At 60.2% G+C, this 14,804-nt stretch carries 15 protein-coding genes and 2 pseudogenes; 8 read left to right on the top strand and 9 right to left on the bottom strand.

All coding sequences use genetic code 11. The features are described 5' to 3' along the window. Nucleotides 1-16 precede the first annotated feature (16 nt). Genes JCM25414_RS00245 through JCM25414_RS00225 form a run of 5 tightly spaced genes read left to right on the top strand, consistent with a single transcriptional unit; the run spans nucleotide 17 to nucleotide 3,396 of the window. The gene (locus JCM25414_RS00245) at nucleotides 17-1,216 is read left to right on the top strand and encodes a molybdopterin molybdotransferase MoeA (protein ID WP_025840337.1); all 1,200 of its coding nucleotides are present in this window, start codon (nucleotides 17-19) and stop codon (nucleotides 1,214-1,216) included. Then, nucleotides 1,206-2,243 carry a GTP 3',8-cyclase MoaA gene (moaA, locus tag JCM25414_RS00240; protein ID WP_025840336.1) on the top strand — a complete coding sequence of 346 codons (1,038 nt, stop codon included), beginning with the start codon at nucleotides 1,206-1,208 and terminating at the stop codon, nucleotides 2,241-2,243. The genes JCM25414_RS00245 and moaA overlap by 11 nt, the downstream gene beginning before the upstream one ends. Before the next feature lies 1 nt (nucleotide 2,244). Next, nucleotides 2,245-2,721, top strand: a complete 477-nt coding sequence (gene moaC, locus JCM25414_RS00235) for a cyclic pyranopterin monophosphate synthase MoaC (RefSeq protein ID WP_025840335.1) — start codon at nucleotides 2,245-2,247, stop codon at nucleotides 2,719-2,721. A gap of 1 nt (nucleotide 2,722) precedes the next feature. Continuing rightward, on the top strand, nucleotides 2,723-2,965 hold the full coding sequence (locus tag JCM25414_RS00230) for a MoaD/ThiS family protein (protein WP_025840334.1): 243 nt from the start codon (nucleotides 2,723-2,725) through the stop codon (nucleotides 2,963-2,965). Next, nucleotides 2,962-3,396: a molybdenum cofactor biosynthesis protein MoaE gene (locus JCM25414_RS00225; RefSeq protein ID WP_025840333.1), complete on the top strand. Its 435-nt coding sequence runs from the start codon at nucleotides 2,962-2,964 to the stop codon at nucleotides 3,394-3,396. The genes JCM25414_RS00230 and JCM25414_RS00225 overlap by 4 nt, the downstream gene beginning before the upstream one ends. A 118-nt stretch (nucleotides 3,397-3,514) precedes the next feature. On the opposite strand, the gene JCM25414_RS00220 is transcribed toward JCM25414_RS00225, so the two are convergent. Beyond that, nucleotides 3,515-4,300 (bottom strand): sulfite exporter TauE/SafE family protein, encoded by a 786-nt coding sequence (locus JCM25414_RS00220; RefSeq protein ID WP_025840332.1) that lies wholly within the window; start codon nucleotides 4,298-4,300, stop codon nucleotides 3,515-3,517. Between the two features lie 186 nt (nucleotides 4,301-4,486). Between JCM25414_RS00220 and JCM25414_RS00215 the strand changes: the two genes are divergently transcribed. From JCM25414_RS00215 to JCM25414_RS15365, 3 genes and pseudogenes are all read left to right on the top strand, one after another. Further along, complete coding sequence (locus tag JCM25414_RS00215; RefSeq protein WP_025840331.1) at nucleotides 4,487-5,983, top strand: leucyl aminopeptidase; 1,497 nt, start codon at nucleotides 4,487-4,489, stop codon at nucleotides 5,981-5,983. After that, complete coding sequence (locus JCM25414_RS00210) at nucleotides 5,983-6,429, top strand: DNA polymerase III subunit chi (RefSeq protein WP_025840330.1); 447 nt, start codon at nucleotides 5,983-5,985, stop codon at nucleotides 6,427-6,429. Before JCM25414_RS00215 ends, JCM25414_RS00210 begins: the two co-directional genes overlap by 1 nt. A 149-nt stretch (nucleotides 6,430-6,578) precedes the next feature. Further along, nucleotides 6,579-7,357 (top strand): annotated as a pseudogene (locus JCM25414_RS15365) (acetoin reductase). A gap of 54 nt (nucleotides 7,358-7,411) precedes the next feature. Here JCM25414_RS15365 and JCM25414_RS00200 read toward each other — a convergent pair. The 8 genes and pseudogenes from JCM25414_RS00200 to JCM25414_RS15355 all read right to left on the bottom strand — a co-directional run bounded on the left by JCM25414_RS00200 (nucleotide 7,412) and on the right by JCM25414_RS15355 (nucleotide 14,467). Next, nucleotides 7,412-8,782 (bottom strand): L-serine ammonia-lyase, encoded by a 1,371-nt coding sequence (locus JCM25414_RS00200; RefSeq protein WP_025840329.1) that lies wholly within the window; start codon nucleotides 8,780-8,782, stop codon nucleotides 7,412-7,414. 333 nt (nucleotides 8,783-9,115) lie between these two features. Further along, nucleotides 9,116-9,442, bottom strand: a complete 327-nt coding sequence (locus tag JCM25414_RS00195; RefSeq protein ID WP_025840328.1) for a carboxymuconolactone decarboxylase family protein — start codon at nucleotides 9,440-9,442, stop codon at nucleotides 9,116-9,118. A 94-nt stretch (nucleotides 9,443-9,536) separates the two neighbouring features. Further along, nucleotides 9,537-10,304: an SDR family NAD(P)-dependent oxidoreductase gene (locus tag JCM25414_RS00190; RefSeq protein WP_025840327.1), complete on the bottom strand. Its 768-nt coding sequence runs from the start codon at nucleotides 10,302-10,304 to the stop codon at nucleotides 9,537-9,539. 294 nt (nucleotides 10,305-10,598) lie between these two features. Then, entirely contained in the window at nucleotides 10,599-10,997 is a 399-nt protein-coding gene (locus JCM25414_RS25560; protein WP_277910895.1) for a LysR substrate-binding domain-containing protein, read from the bottom strand. 82 nt (nucleotides 10,998-11,079) lie between these two features. Then, a pseudogene (locus JCM25414_RS25555) lies at nucleotides 11,080-11,508 on the bottom strand (LysR family transcriptional regulator); the annotation flags it as partial. A 44-nt stretch (nucleotides 11,509-11,552) separates the two neighbouring features. Continuing rightward, complete coding sequence (locus JCM25414_RS00180; RefSeq protein WP_025840326.1) at nucleotides 11,553-12,059, bottom strand: (R)-mandelonitrile lyase; 507 nt, start codon at nucleotides 12,057-12,059, stop codon at nucleotides 11,553-11,555. Nucleotides 12,060-12,074: 15 nt separating this feature from the next. After that, a complete protein-coding gene (locus tag JCM25414_RS23495; protein WP_456303446.1) occupies nucleotides 12,075-12,425 on the bottom strand; it encodes a hypothetical protein in 351 nt (116 codons plus the stop codon). Next, nucleotides 12,308-14,467, bottom strand: coding sequence for an outer membrane protein assembly factor BamB family protein (locus JCM25414_RS15355; protein ID WP_199897548.1), 2,160 nt, complete (start codon nucleotides 14,465-14,467; stop codon nucleotides 12,308-12,310). The genes JCM25414_RS23495 and JCM25414_RS15355 overlap by 118 nt, the downstream gene beginning before the upstream one ends. Nucleotides 14,468-14,804 lie beyond the last annotated feature (337 nt).

Here is a 14,804-nt window from a genome sequence, read left to right as displayed (position 1 = left end):
GCCAACAAAGGGTCTCATGAACGAGCTTCTGACCATCGACGCCGCCGAGACCCTGATCGGGGAGGCATTGATTCCTTTTCCAGGCGAGGCGATCCCGCTCGATCAGGCGGCCAATCGCATCCTGCGCCAGAATGTCACCGCAGAGCGGGCTCTACCGCCTTACGATCGCGTCATTCTCGACGGTATCGCAGTGGCCTGGCGTGAGGGCCAGCGTGACTTCCGTGTTGTCGCCACTCAGCCAGCCGGTCGGCCCCCACTTAACATGCAAGGCGGATCCGATCAGGCGATTGCCGTCATGACTGGCTCGGTGTTACCGACCGGCACCGATACGATCATTCCGCGAGAAGATTTCGACACGCAGGACGATCTTGTTACGCTGCACGCTGGCGTCACGCCGCGAAAGGGTCAGCATATCCATCCCAAGGGAGCAGATTGCGCACGCGGTGCAACGCTGCTTACCCCTGGTTTGAGGCTCACACCGCCGGAAATGGCTATTCTGGCGGCCAACGGAATCTCTCATCCCCAGGTCTCGGTCATTCCCTCGATTGCCGTCGTTTCGACTGGCGACGAGCTGGTGGCGCCTGACGCGCCCGTTCAGGAATGGCAAATTCGCCGCTCGAACGAATTCGCGATTGCCGCCTCTCTCTCACGCAAGGGGTTTACCCGTCAGGCCTTTGCCGTGCTGCCAGACGATCTGGCGCTGACAACCGAACATCTTGCGACGCTGCTGGAACGGCACGATGTGCTGGTTCTCAGTGGCGGGGTGTCGATGGGACAATTCGATTTCGTACCTCAGGCGCTCGCGGCACTCGGGATACAGAAAATTTTTCATAAAATCGCCCAGCGTCCCGGCAAACCCTTCTGGTTCGGCCTCTCCCCCAAAGGCCAGCCGGTTTTCGCCCTGCCCGGCAATCCCGTCTCGGCGCTCGCCTGTTGCAGTCGGCATGTCGTGCCCGCACTTTTGCGCGCTCAGGGTCTCAAGCAAGGCGTCGTCTCGGTGCAGCTTGGCGAGACCTTTTCTCCCCTGCCTTCGATGACCCGCCTCGTACCGGTGCAACTCGTGCATGACGCCGATGGCGTCGCCCGGGCAATGCCTCATCCGATGCCTACTTCGGGCGATTTCAACCGCCTCGGCGTCACACAGGGGCTCGTTACCCTCCCTCCTGGCACGACGCCCCTTCCCCCCGGTACGAGCGTTCCCTTCCATGAATGGTGACGATACTGCGCCTCAACGGCCGAAAGATCTGCTGGCGCGGCCCTGGCATGATCTGCGCATTTCGGTCATGGATCGATGCAATTTTCGCTGCCCCTATTGCATGCCGCTATCGGTGTTTCACGACGATTTCGCCTTTCTCGAACCGGCGCAGCGCCTCGACTTCACGACAATCGAGCGTATCGCCCGCATTTCGGCGCGACTTGGCGTCAGCAAGCTGCGCCTGACAGGCGGCGAGCCCTTGTTGCGGCCCCGCCTCGATACGCTCGTGACGCGGCTCGCCTCGCTGCCGGGCATCGACGATGTGGCGCTGACCACTAATGGTGTGCTGCTCGACCGCCATCTGGAGTCGCTCTACCACGCAGGTCTTTCTCGCCTGACGATCAGTCTCGACAGTCTCGACCCCACTGTTTTCAGCCGCATGAGCGGTGGTCGCGACGAACTCGGCACGGTGCTGACCGCCATCGACAACGCTGCCTCACGCGGCTTTCCCGGCGGGATCAAGATCAACACTGTTGTGCAGCGTGGCTTCAACGAGCAGGATATCCTGCCTCTCGTGAGCCGTTTTCGCCACACAGGCATTACCCTTCGCTTCATCGAATATATGGATGTCGGCACACGCAATCACTGGTCCGAAAGTGCTGTCGTGCCTTCTGCCGTGCTTTTGGAACGCATCAACGCCATCTATCCGCTCGAACCGCTTGCCCCCCTCTATCGTGGCGAGGTCGCACAGCGTTACCGCTTTGCCGATGGTGGTGGCGAGATCGGTTTCATTTCCTCGGTCACGGCCCCGTTCTGCGGCGACTGCTCGCGTGCGCGCCTGTCTTCAGAGGGGCAGATTTATACCTGCCTTTTCGCCAAAACCGGCACCGATCTGCGCCCAGCGCTCGCTGATTCCGATGACGCCGCGCTCGAAACGCAGCTCCGTCGCATCTGGCGAGGCCGCGCAGATCGTTATAGTGAAATACGCAATCCCGATCCCCAGCCCGCCTCGGGCGAGCGGATCGAAATGTATTATATCGGAGGCTGAAATGGTGTCGCTGACCCATGTGGATGAAACCGGACAACGCCCCCATATGGTCGAGATCGGCGATAAAAATGTCACCCGTCGCGAAGCCCATGCCCGAGCCACGCTCCGTTTCCCACCCGAAGTTGCCAAAACACTGGCCGATTCGGGCTACATGACCAGCAAGGGCGCCGTGCTGACCGTGGCGCAACTCGCGGGCATCATGGGCACCAAGGCCACCGCACAGCTCATTCCGCTCTGCCATCCATTGTCTCTCACCGGCTGCAAGGTCGAGATTGCCATTGAAGGATGCGACGCGCTCATCGATTGCCGCGTCAAATGCGAAGGCAAAACCGGTGTCGAGATGGAAGCCCTGACCGGCGCTACCGTGGCGGCCCTCACGCTTTATGACATGTGCAAGGCGCTCAGCCATGACATGGTCATTCAGGACGTACGCCTGATGGGCAAGACGGGCGGCAAACGCGATTTCGGCGCGCCCTGACATGCCGCGCCTGACCCTCGAATATTTCGCCCTTCTGCGTGACGAAGCTGGTTGCGTGCAGGAGGAAATCGATACGACAGCAGCCAGCCTTGCCGCGCTTTATCAGGAACTGACAACGCGCCACGGCTTCACCCTGCCCGCATCCCGCCTGCGCGTCGCCGTCAACGCTGCCTTTACCCATTGGGACCGTCGCCCCGCAGAGGGCGATCATGTCGTATTCATCCCTCCGGTATCTGGCGGATGAGCGCTTTCCTTCTGACAGAAGCGTCGATCGACCCGACCGGTTTCGCTACGACCCTGCGTCGTGATGAAGCGGGCGGCTATTGCAGTTTCGAAGGCTGGGTGCGCAACCACAGCGACGGGCAGGCGGTGCTCGGCCTCGATTACCAGGCCTATCCCCCCCTCGCCGAAGCCGAAGCCCTTGCCGTGCTCGCAGAGGCAGAAGATCGCTTCGATATTCTCGCCGCCTCCTGCATTCATCGCATAGGCACGCTCGCCATCGGCGAGATGGCGGTATGGATCGGCGTGTCAGCTCCGCATCGCGACGCCGCCTTTACCGCCTGCCGCTTTGTCATCGACGAAATCAAGCGGCGCGTACCGATCTGGAAACGCGAACGCTATGCCGATGGGCATTCGGAATGGATCGCCTGCCATGAAGTAGCCGAAGACTCCTGAGGGCGTGCAGGGGCTCCGCCCCAAACCCCGCAAAAGGCCGTCGCCCTTTGGAAACCCTTTGCCGGGATGAAAGGGGTAAGCCCCTTTCCGGGGAGCGGGGCAGCGCCCCGCAGCACTTTCAGACCAGACGCCAGCCAACGATGAACAACACAGCGGCCAGAACCGTACGCTGTACGCGCTCATTGACCTGACCGACGCACAGACTACCGAGAATGATGCCGGGGATGGAGCCGCAAAGCAGCGAAACCAGCATCGGAATCTTCACCGCACCAAGATACCAGTGCCCCATACCTGCAATCAGCGTCAGCGGAACGGCATGGGCAATATCCGAGCCGACCAGACGCGCTGTGCTAAGCGAGGGATAGAGCAGGATCAGGACGGTCATACCGATCGCGCCTGCACCTACGGAAGAGAGCGTCACCATTACGCCCAGAACGGCGCCCAGAACGACGGTCAGAATGGCGGCGACACGGGGAGAAAGCTCTCCGGCATGGCGGTGAGACCAAGCTTGCAGTTCTTTACGGAAAAAAACGCTGGGCGCGGTGATCAGAAGGGCAACACCGAGTGCGGTAGAGACCAGTCTGGTCGTGTCATGCGACGGGCTGCCGTACCAGTGCAGGAACAAAAGTGCGATCAGAGTGGCGGGCAGACTGCCTGTCAGCATACGCAGCACCACACGCCATTCAACAGCACCGCGATGACCATGCACCAGCGTACCGACCGATTTGGTGATGGCGGCATAGAGCAGGTCCGTACCGACAGCAGCCTGAGGGTGCACCTTGAACAAAAGGATCAGCAGAGGGGTCATCAGCGACCCGCCACCAACGCCGGTCATGCCGACCAGAAATCCGACTCCGAGACCAGAGAGAACGAACAGCCAATTCAGATCGGCAAGCAGTGACATGTCGGAGCTTGATGCGCTTCTTGGGGAACGAGGCGCGACTAGGCCATACTTCCTAGCACTAATCAACGTTCATAGTGGTTTGAATTAAATGAACGATCATTCGTCGTTATTAATTCTGCCCCGCCTTGCCATCTTCCGACACGATGACGATAGTGTCGCACATTCATAGAATTGACCGGAAAGATCATGCTCGACATCCAGATCCAGGCACCGTTTCCCCTCCTGCAAGGCAAGGGAGCGCCGGAATCGGAGCAGACCCTCGTCCTGCTGACCGGACCGGATTTCGATGTCGCCAACGGCCCGTTTGCTCATCTTGACGCGGCGACAGGCGGGGCGCTGCGCCGCGCCGCCGCCATTTCGCGCTTCAAGGGCCAGCGCGACCAGAGCTGTGTGCTGCTGGCCCCCTGTGCTGCCTTCGCGCGGATTGTCCTGATCGGCTGTGGCCCGGCTGACGAGCTGGACATCCCGACCATGGAAGCCGCTGGCGGACAAGCGGCCAAGGCCGTGCGTGACACGACCCATGCCGATCTCGCCTTTGCCGGACGTTGTGCCGAGTTCGCCGCGCATGCGGCTTATGGGGCGGCCCTCGGTCGCTATAGCTTCGACCTGTATCACACAGACGAACCGGAAAACGCGCCCCAGCTTCAACGCCTGCATCTCGGGGTCGAGAACCCGGACGCTGTGCGATCGGCGTGGGAAGATCTGCGCGCCGTGGCGCAGGGCGTGTTCCGGGCACGCGATCTGGTCAGCGAGCCGCCCAACGTACTGACTCCGCCCGAATTTGCGCGTCGCATCGAGGGACTGCGCGATCTGGGTGTCGAGGTCGAAATTCTCGATGCCGTCAAGTTGACAGAGCTGGGCTTTGGCGCATTGCTCGGCGTGGCGCAGGGCAGCGATCAGGAAGCCCGCGTGGCGATCATGCGCTATCGCGGTTCGGAAGAGGCGCCTCTCGCCTTTATCGGCAAGGGCGTGACATTCGACTCCGGCGGCATCTCCATCAAGCCTGCTGCTGGCATGGATGAAATGAAAACCGATATGGGCGGTGCCGCTGCCGTTGTCGGTGCGATGGAAGCCGTGGCTCGTCGCAAGGCGAAAACCCATGTCATCGGCGTGGTCGGCCTCGTCGAGAACATGCTCTCTGGCAATGCCCAGCGCCCCGGCGACGTGGTGCGCAGCTATGCAGGCAAGACCATCGAGGTGCTGAACACCGATGCGGAGGGACGTCTCGTTCTGGCGGATGTGCTGGCTTATGCCAAGGAGCGTTTCCAGCCCCGTTTGATGGTCGATCTGGCGACGCTGACAGGCGCGATCGTGGTAAGCCTCGGTCATGTACGCGCGGGCCTTTTCAGCAATGACGATGTTCTTGCCGCTGCGCTTTTCGAAGCCGGCGAGCAGACGGGCGAAGCGGTCTGGCGCATGCCCATGGGCAAGGCTTATGACCGTCAACTCCGTTCGGACATTGCCGATATGAAGAATATCACGGGCCGTCCCGGCAGCTCAATCACGGCGGCGCAGTTTCTGGCGCGTTTCGTGGGCGACACACCCTGGGCCCATCTCGATATCGCAGGCGTTGCCTGGCGCTCGGATGCCTCACCGCAATGCCCGAAGGGCGCGACCGGGTTCGGCGTACGACTGCTCGACGCCCTAGTGCGTCATCACGAGCCGGAAAACACCCGCGCCTGATGAGCGAAATCGGCTTCTATCACCTGACGCGCACCACGCTGGAAGACGCCCTGCCCGCACTTCTGGGCCGTACGCTCGATGCGGGGCAGCGCGCCGTCATTCGCTGCCGCGACGCCGCGCAGGTCAAGCAGCTCGACGAGGCGCTCTGGAAGGCAAAAACCCCGCTCTGGCTTCCTCATGGCAGCCAGACCATGGGGCATGGCCCTCGTCAGCCCATCTGGCTGACGAAGGGCGACGACGTACCCAATGGAGCCCGTTTTTTATTCCTGCTCGATGGTGGTGTCGAGCAGGGGCTGGAAGAGTTCGACCGCGTCTTTACCCTGTTCGATGGCAATGATCCGCAGGCCGTCTCACGCGCCCGCACATTCTGGACAACTGTGAAACAGGCAGGGCACAGCCTCGCCTATTGGCAACAGCAGGAACGCGGCTGGAAGAAAGCCGGGTAAAATCCTGCCTTTCGACATAGTATATCGCTCTTATCACAAAACGATCATCCGATAGATCCGGCTCTTTACTGCGACGTTTACTGATCACGCATCAGAACCGCAGCACCTCTAAAAGAAAAGGTGCCGGCTCTCTTCAGGAAAGAGCGATCATGTCACTCAGCGGAAAAGTCATTCTCGTTACTGGCGCGGCACAGGGAATCGGTCGCGGCATCGCACACCGTCTGGCGAAAGACGGCGCTGATATCGCCCTTGTCGATCTCAAGACGGACAAGCTGCACAGCGTGAAGAACGAAATCGAAGCGCTCGGTCGCAAGGCCAGCGTCTTTGCCGCCGATGTGAGCGACCGCGATGCCGTCTATGCCGCGATCGATCATGCCGAGGCCGAACTGGGCGGCTTCGATGTCATGATCAACAATGCGGGTATCGCGCAGGTCAACCCGATTGCCGATGTCATGCCCGAGGAGGTCGAACGCATTCTGCGTATCAATATCCAGAGTGTGCTCTGGGGGATTCAGGCCGCTGCTGCCAAATTCAAGGCGCGCAAGCAGAAGGGCAAGATCATCAACGCCTCTTCCATTGCAGGTCATGACGGGTTTGCGATGCTCGGCGTCTATTCAGCCACGAAATTCGCTGTGCGCGCGCTCACCCAGCTGCTGCCAAGGAATATGCAAGCGCGGGCATTACCGTGAATGCCTACTGCCCCGGCATTGTGGGCACGGATATGTGGGTCGAAATCGATGAGCGCTTTGCCGAGGTGACCGGCTCGAAAAAGGGCGAGACCTACAAGAAATTCGTTGAGGGTATCGCGCTCGGCCGTGCCCAGACGCCCGATGACGTGGCAGCGCTCGTCGCTTTCCTGTCAGGACCCGATTCGGACTACATCACCGGTCAGGCCATCCTGACCGATGGCGGCGTCGTCTATCGCTGATCTTTTACCAAATGCCGCGCAATGGACTTTTCAACATTCCGGTCAGCGCGTTGCTCAGCACTCTGGCAGATTGACAGCAAGGCCACCCAGAGACGTCTCCTTGTAGCGATGGTTCATGTCGCGCCCCGTCTCGGCCATGGTCCGAATGACCTGATCGAGCGAGACCATATGGGCACCATCGCCATTCAGGGCGAGCGATGCGGCATTGATCGCTTTCACAGCCCCGAAAGCATTGCGCTCGATGCAGGGAATCTGCACCAGCCCCGCCACCGGATCGCAGGTCATGCCCAGATGATGCTCCATGCCGATCTCGGCAGCGTCCTCGATCTGCTCCGGCGTGCCGCCCAGAGCCGCTGCCAACCCTGCTGCGGCCATCGAAGAGGCGACGCCCACCTCGCCCTGACAGCCCACTTCGGCCCCGGAAATCGAGGCATTAAGCTTGAAGAGCCCCCCAATGGCGCCAGCGGTAAGCAGAAAATCGCGCATGCCTTGCTGCGCTGTGGCTGGCGGCAAAGGCGGACAATAATCGCGATAATAGCGCAAGACCGAGGGAATGATTCCGGCGGCACCATTGGTAGGAGCCGTCACCACGCGGCCACCGGCGGCATTTTCCTCATTCACCGCGATGGCGAAAAGGCTGATCCAGTCCATGATGCCATGAGCAGAGCGTGTATTCGCGCGCTCTCTCTCCCTGAGTTTCTCATGCAGGGCCTGCGCCCTGCGGCGTACTTTCAAACGCCCCGGCAGGATGCCGCTTTGTTCCATCCCGCGCGCGATGCAGGCCATCATCACGGCGATGATCTCATCCAGATAGGCGACGATCTCGTCTCTGGGGCGAAGGGCGCATTCATTTTCCATGACAAGCGCCGCAATACTCAGATCGTGCAATCTGGCCTGATGCAGCAATTCGGCGCCACTGGTGAATGGATAAGGCACGCTGGGCTGGGCATAGCCTGCCGTCTCGGTCGCTTTCTCAGGCACGATGAAGCCACCGCCCACCGAGCAGAAACGCGCCACCTCCAATGGCTCGCCTTCTGCGTTCAACGCCTCGAATTGCAGTGTGTTGGGATGAACGGGAGGCACACTCTGCTTGTCGAGAACCAGATCGTGAACCGGGTCGAAGGGCAGTACTTTCCCGTCGAAAACGATATGTCTGTTCGCTTCGACCTGCGCCACGATCCCGTCAGCCGCATCCGGGTCGATACTCTGCGGCAATTCTCCGCACAGGCCGAGAATGACCGCCTTGTCCGTGGCATGACCCTGCGCCGTCCATGCCAGAGACCCGTAAAGCGTGACGCGAAGACGCATGATGCTGTCGAAATCGGTGAGCGACGTCATGAAACGCTGCGCCGCGCGCATCGGCCCCACCGTATGCGATGATGACGGACCGATACCGATTTTGAAAAGATCGAACAGGCTGATCATACGCGTCTCGTCGTCACACTCGGGCAGAACCTGAACAGCCCGCCCCTGCCATGGCAGGAAGATTAAAAACTGGTCTCAGAGATCTGAAACGTTTACAACCCGAAAGCAACTCTCACGCGCCTCCATCAGGTAGTGTCGAGAGATCACGAGCGAGAGCGCCTTACAGGCCGGGCACCAGTCTGATGATGGCGCCAACCCTTGCAATTTCGCATAGATCCTTTCCGAATTGGCGGAATTTATGCCGGAATGCGATCACCGCTTCTCGATAACAGATTTTGATCGACCGTCTTCCGGCGCATGGCCAGCTACGTCGTCAGCGCCCGTCGGCGCAACTCAGAGGCTTTCTTCCTCGAATATTTTCTTCACGATCGGCAGCGCCGTCATGGCAGGCGGCCAGCCTGCATAAAAAGCGATCTGGGTAATCGCTTCGACGATCTCCTCTTTCCTGAGGCCGTTCGCGAGCCCTTTTCGAATGTGAAAGGCGAGTTCGTTATGCCGATATCCGGCGATCAGGCAGGTGATGGTGGTGAGGCTGCGATCACGCGGCGAAAGGGCCGTATTCTGCCACACATCACCGAACAGCACCTTGTCGGTAATTTCGGCAAGATGAGAGGCAATATCGCCAAAGGCCTTTCGGGCGTCGGTAGGGTCACTCGACATGGTCTTTTCTCCAGCAACGGAAGGAGACCAGGGTGCTGAGGCAGCCAGCGCCCCAATCACCATGGCCCGTCTGTTTATCGGCAGCATTCCCGCCTCAATGAGCCGTAAAGCCCCCATCGACCGGCAGGGCAACGCCGGTCACGAAGCTGGCGCCGGGGCTGCATAGCCACAGCACAGATTGCGCAATTTCCTCTGCTGTCCCAAGACGGCCTATCGGCTGCTGCTTCAGGAAATCGTCCATGGCCTGTTTTTGCGTCTTGAGCATATCGGCCACCATCGGCGTCTCGATCACGCCAGGGCAGATCGCATTGATACGCACACCACGCGGCGCGTAGTCGAGGGCGGCGCTTTTTGTGAGTCCGATAACGCCATGTTTCGAGGCGTGATACGCGGCACGCTCGGGAAGGCCGACTAGTCCACCCAAAGAAGAGCAATTGACGATCGCGCCGAAACCCTGCTGTCGCATCTGCCTGAGCTCATGCTTCATGCAGGTCCAGATTCCCCGCAGATTAACGGCCTGAACCCTGTCGAAGGCCTCAGCTGTTTCATCGGCGGCATCTGTAGGCGGGGCCTGGATACCGGCGTTGTTATAGGCGAAATCGAGCCGACCGAAGCGTGAAACGGCAAGCGCCACAAGGCCTGCCGCCTGTGCTTCGTCCGACACGTCACACGCCATACCCACCGCCCGATATCCTGCCGCGTTTAGCCGGGCTGCCGCTTCCTGAATCGCGACTTCATCGAGATCGCCCAAAACAATTGCTGCGCCGCTTCTGGCAAAGGCCTCTGCCGTAGCGAAGCCCATGCCGCCCTTGGCACCTGTTACGACAGCGACCTTGTCTGCGAAATCATAGCTTGGGTTCATGTCCCTCTCTCCAGATCGTGCCACGAGGCGCATGGCGTTTGATGAGGCAGGAAATGCGCGGATTATTTACCGACAGAAATGTCTCATTGACCCCGCGCGCCGCTCACAGCGTCATGGTGCCGGCCAGATGAAATGGCAGGCTTTTTCACGACCTGTGATTTCCAGAAATTTGCCTCGATTACACGACGGCCCGTGCCGCCTTCAAAAATTACTTTAGGCCTGCCAGAGCGATCGTAATATCCGGCTTCGTGTTGATACCCTGTTGAGTGACGCTCAACATCGAGCTGACTGTACTCAGAGTCCCAGCGGCTTAAGTTCACGCAGCAGCGCGATCAGAAGGCGCAGCCCTGTCGGCACCTGACGTCGACTGGCGTAATAGATGTAAAACCCGTCTCCCATCGGCGCCCAGTCTTCCAGGACGGAGCGAACCCTGCCTTCGGCAATCAGCGGTGCGACCAGAGGTTCGGGCGCATACATCAGGCCTGCGCCCCCCAGAAGAGCGGAGAGGATGGCCCGGCTGTCATCGAAAGTGAGCGATCCCGGCACTGCAACCGCCATGTTCTCCGATTGGCGTTCGAACTCCCAGCGATAGAGCGTGTCGTCGCCAAGGCGGAAGCGCAGGCAGCGATGCGCTGCGAGATCGTGCGGGTGCAGTGGGACACCATGACGTTCGAGATAGGCGACAGACCCCACGACCACCCCAGCGTATATCGGCCGACAGACGTTGGGCGATCATATCCTCGGGAACAGTGCCGCCATAACGGATACCAGCGTCGAACCCGCCATCGATCACATCCACGAGCTGATTACTGACCGCCAGATCGAGTGCGATATCCGGGTAGCGTTCGACGAAATGGGGAAGTGCCGGACCAAGCAGCAAACTCGCGGCGTCGCTGGGCACGTTCAGCCTGATACGCCCTTTGGGCACGTCGCGGAAACGGTTGAGGCTGTCGACAGCCTGCTCGATACGGTCGAACGGATCGCTGATCGCCGCCTGCAATTCCTCACCGGCAGCGGTGAGCGTGACACTGCGGTTGGTACGATTGATCAGCCTGATGCCAATACGGGTCTCCAGCCCCTTGAGCGAATGGCTCAGGGCAGAAGTGCTCACGCCCAGCTCGACACCCGCGCGCCTGAAGTTGCGGTGGCGGGCGATAGCCAGAAAATAGCTGTAATCGGCGAGATCGATCCGGTTAACGGGCATGGCCGAGCATGACTCACTCTTTTTCGAAGGGCAATCGGCCGCTCTTATTCGGAAGGCCCCTTGAACTGGACATCAGAGACTTTTTCCGCCCAGTCGACAGCATGGCCGCCGAGCGTTTCGGTGACCGACAGATGGGTCATTGATGTCGTATCCGTTGCGCCGTGCCAGTGACGAATGCCGGGCGGCACATAGACTGTGTCGCCTTTGCAGATACGCTGCACGGGGCCGCCTTCGCGCTGCGTCCAGCCACATCCTTGCGTCACATACAAAGTCTGTCCGGCAGGATGCGTATGCCAGTGGCTGCGTGCCCCGGCCTGAAAGGTTACCAGCCCCACGCCGGCACGCCCCGATGATACCGGTCTGACAAGCTCCAAAACCGTCACCTTGCCGGTGAAGAATGTCGCTGGGCCGGGTTTGGCGGCAATCGCTCCCGGTTTGATGACGTCCGATTGCTGATTGGGCAGCTGATGAACGAGCGCTGTCTGCGCAAAAGCGAGGCCGGTCCCGCACCACAGAAGCATAATGACACCGGCATATCTGGAAAAGAGCATCGTCGTTTTCTTTCGTTAGCGGGAGAATTCTTTCGGCAACGCATAGGCAACGAGCCGCGCACCTTGTGTTGTCTTGAGCGTTGGCTTGCCCCCTGTGGCAATGACCACGATCTGTCGACCGCTATGCGGCGCCCGATAGGTCATGGGCGTCGCCTGCCCTCCGGCAGGGAGGCGGACTTTCCACAACTCCTTGCCATTGAACAGGTCATAGGCACGGATAGCCTGCTCCATCGACGCCGCGATGAAAATCAGACCGCCGCGCGTCGTGATGCCCCCGCCTGAAAAAGGCACACCCATGGTAGAGGAACATGCGTGTGAAACCCAAGTGGTCCCGTATCGGCGCTCGTGCCGAACGGCTTTGTCCAGATCAGCCGCCCAGTGTGAAGATCGACGGCAGCCAGAGAGCCGTAAGGCGGCGATGTGCAGGGCACGCCGAGAAAAGACTGAAAAGGCCCGTTGATCGCACCATAGGGCGTGTTTGCCATGGGATTTTGGGTGTTGACCGGACCATGTGTCGGCCCGAGCACATTGCCAATCCGATTGGCCTGCTCGCGCGGAATGAGCTGCGACCGTGTCGGCAGGTTCATCCATGGCACAACCATGATGCCGCGCTCGGGATCGAGAGAAACGCTCCCCCAATTGACCCCGCCGCCATAACCCGGATGCACGATGGTCGGTCGATCGAGACCGATAGGTGTCAGGGGGCCTTCATAGCGCGCCTGTCTGAACCTGATGCGACAGAACATCTGGTCGATAGGCGTCAGCCCCCACATGTCGCGCTCTCGCAGCGTGGCGCCACGAAACGATGGCATCGCGACCGAAAACGGCTGGGTCGCCGACAGCCGGTCACCGGGGCCGCCGCCACCCTGAGGCACAGCCAACTCGCGTACCTCCCTGATCGGCTCGCCCGTGGCGCGGTCGAGCACGAAGATCTCACCGCGTTTGGTCGGCATGATCAGCCCGGCCCTCAGCCCTTTCGCGGTAGGTATATTGGCAAGGCTCGGCTGCGAAGGAATATCGTAATCCCACAAATCATGATGGGTCGTCTGAAATTTCCAGCGCGGGGTGCCTGTCTCAGCATCGATCGCGATCACAGCGCTGCTATTCTCGTCGTCGAAGGAGCGACGCTGCGCGCCATAAAGATCGGGCGTCGAATTGCCCATAGGCAGATAGACGAGACCGAGCTTCTCATCGGCACTGAGAGGCGCCCAGCTATTGGGCGTCGAGCGTGTATAGCTCTGGCCCGGAGGCGGCTCCCCCTTGCGGTCGGGATGACCCACATCGAACGCCCAGGAAAGCTTGCCCGAAATGGCATCGAAGGCGCGCACGACGCCCGACGGTGCCCCCCAGAACTGGTTGTCCAGAATGCTGCCCCCCACGACGAGCTTTCCACGTATGAGCTGGGGCGCAGAACTGACGTAATAGATGCCAAAAGGCGCAGCACTCATGCCCCGTCTGAGATCATAGCGACCCGCAACCGCAAAATCGTGACAGAGCTGCCCCGTATGCGCATCCAGTGCCACGAGATCGGGAAGCTGGCTGACTGCATAGAGACGCTCCGCGCAGGGCCCTGTTGCACCGGGAACGCGATAATAGGTAACGCCCCGGCAGGGCTTGCCGGAGCGGGAATCGCTCATCTGAAACGTCCAGCGTCGCTTGCCCGTCTCGGCGTCATACGCGACGACCGCATCATAATTATTGCAGATATAAAGACTATCACCGATCATGATCGGCGTTACTTCAAGTCCCGCCGTATAGGCATTATCCGGCCTGGGGCCGGTGTCGGCTTCCCAGATTTTTTCGAGCTTGCCTACATTGCCGGTATTGATCTGATCGAGCGGACTGAAGCGTGAACCGCCCTGATCGTTACCATAGACTGGCCATTGGTCAGTCGCCTCTGACTTTACTTGCGCCAGACGACCGGGAGCCTCGATGGGGCTGCCCGTCTGCCAGGCAGGATCTGGTGGAGCGCTCGAACCTGTTACATGCAACAAAACCCCGAATAGTGCGAAGGCCACCAGAACCAGGCCAAAACGAGACAGGCCCCACAAAGAGTGTCGTGCCGGTCCAGGCATGACGCCTGGCAGGAACAGCCCCAGACCAAGCACGCATGGCGCCACCAGACGCGGGACGAGTTGCCAGACATGTCCGCCGACCTCCCAGATCGACCAGGCAAGCGTGAGCGCGAGCATCGCAGCGTATACCCCCGCGCCACGCCGATCTGCCCGCCAGATCATGGCCGCACTTGAAAGCATCATCACCCCGGCAATGAGGTAGTAATACGAACCGCCTGCCTGAATGAGGATCGCCCCCCCTGCTATCAGGGTCGCGCCAAGAAGTGCCAGCAACGTGGCATAGAGACAGGCGAGCCAGCCATTCCGGCGCATGATCCTCTTTGAGATAGCCATGAGTTACCTTTTGCTGCCGCAATACCGTCACTGAAAATAATATGACGGAGATAACCCATCGAGCGCCCTTTTGATGTTGAGCGTCTTTCAATGCGGGTAGAGGAAAATTTCAGCACTCCTACGGCGGTCTTTTCCCCCGCTCGTCGAGGGGAACGCCCAACTGCACGCGGCCATCCGTGACGATCGCGGTTCACAAGCCGGGTTCGTTCCTGATCGCACCTTCTTCGGGTTCATTCAGAGAGGAAAAAGCCCCCCTCGATGGGCGCTCCTGCTTCCCGATCAAATACCAGGCCCGGAGCCCTGCATCAGAGCAGACACCTACTTGTCCGGAAGGTCA

It is taken from the genome of Asaia platycodi JCM 25414, assembly GCF_000614545.1.
Taxonomy (GTDB): Bacteria; Pseudomonadota; Alphaproteobacteria; order Acetobacterales; family Acetobacteraceae; genus Asaia; species Asaia platycodi.
This window is presented reverse-complemented; position numbering and strand designations above follow the sequence as displayed.